Genomic DNA, 1,271 nt, shown 5'->3' with positions numbered 1-1,271 from the left:
ACTGCAAGTCCTTTTGATTGCAGGACGACATCATCTTGACGCAGTTTCACCCAGGCCAAAAACCTGCTCTGCATTTGTCTGATAGATTTTGAGCCGCTCTTCATCGCTGATCGGCGCGGTATCCAACATCTCGACCGCGTGCCCGACATCCTCCATCGGGTAGTCAGTAGCAAACATGATGCGATCAGCGCCGATCATCTCACGGGCGAACATTAGCTGAGGCTTATAATTCATGCCGCTCGACGTGACGTAGAAATTCTCACGCACATAGTCACTTGGCCGCTTTTTCAGGTCGCGAAGCTTTTCACCCGGGCCTGTTTGTATAAACGCCGTGCGATTGTCTATGCGGTCAATCCAAAAGAGCAGGCCTTCGCCCATATGGCCCAGCACGATTTTCAGAGACGGAAAGTCATCAAAGACGCCCGATAGAATGAGCCTGATCGCGTGCAGGCACGTCTCTACGTTGAACCCGTATGTGGCGGCTGCCAGTCCTGGATATTTGGTGAAGGGCTGCAACATCTGCGGCGACGGCGTGCGCGGTGACCCATTTTGGGTATCGCGCTAACCGATTTGGGTACCAGTTGAGGCATCAGCCGGAAGGCTCTGTCCCCTATGACCAGGAGATTGAGTTCGCAAAAGTCGCGAAGCGCCTGGTTGACGCCGGCTATGGCGTGTTGATGTATGACCTTCGAAACCATGGCGAAAGCGACAAGACAGAGCTCGGGGTCGGCACCGGTGGTCATGGAGAGCGCTTTGATGTGATCGCCGCGATAGAGTACGTCGCCTCCGAGGCGACAACCCGTGGGAAAGACATCGGTCTCTTGAGCTATTGTTATGGTGCCAACACATCCTTCTTCGCCATGGAGGAAGACCAGGAGGTTTTCAGGAACAATGGTGTTAAGGCAATGGTTGCCTTGCAGCCTTTGAGCAATGGCGACTATCTGAAATCACTCGGTGTACCGGACGAATTGTATCAGGCGGCGGAGCGCTCATACCAGGAACGATCCGGCGGGTATCCGCTTCGAGCGAATATTGAAGACGCGGCGAAGTTCACGGCGGTTCCCACACGACTGGTCCAAGCACGACAAGACCCAAATACAAATTTGGCTTTCGTGGGTGAGCTGTTTGAGAACATGCCGGTTGAGAAGGAAATGTACTGGTTGGAAGAGCCGACCCATCGTTTCGATGGATATAACTGGTTTGCTGACAATCCGAGAGACATGCTTGATTGGTTCGACGCGCTTATGAGCGAGTAAAGGAAGAGATACGCA

Annotated in this window: 2 protein-coding genes; one reads left to right on the top strand and one right to left on the bottom strand. The window is 53.4% G+C overall.

The annotated features are described in order from the left end of the window. Positions 1-30: 30 nt before the first annotated feature. Positions 31-519, bottom strand: coding sequence for an amidohydrolase family protein (locus D5R40_RS33085; RefSeq protein WP_124155897.1), 489 nt, complete (start codon positions 517-519; stop codon positions 31-33). 62 nt (positions 520-581) lie between these two features. On the opposite strand from D5R40_RS33085, the gene D5R40_RS33080 reads away from it, so the two are divergent. Then, positions 582-1,256: an alpha/beta hydrolase family protein gene (locus D5R40_RS33080; protein WP_161565185.1), complete on the top strand. Its 675-nt coding sequence runs from the start codon at positions 582-584 to the stop codon at positions 1,254-1,256. The last annotated feature ends 15 nt before the right edge of the window (positions 1,257-1,271 follow it).

Source organism: Okeania hirsuta (assembly GCF_003838195.1).
GTDB classification, from domain to species: Bacteria; Cyanobacteriota; Cyanobacteriia; order Cyanobacteriales; family Microcoleaceae; genus Okeania; species Okeania hirsuta.
This window is presented reverse-complemented; position numbering and strand designations above follow the sequence as displayed.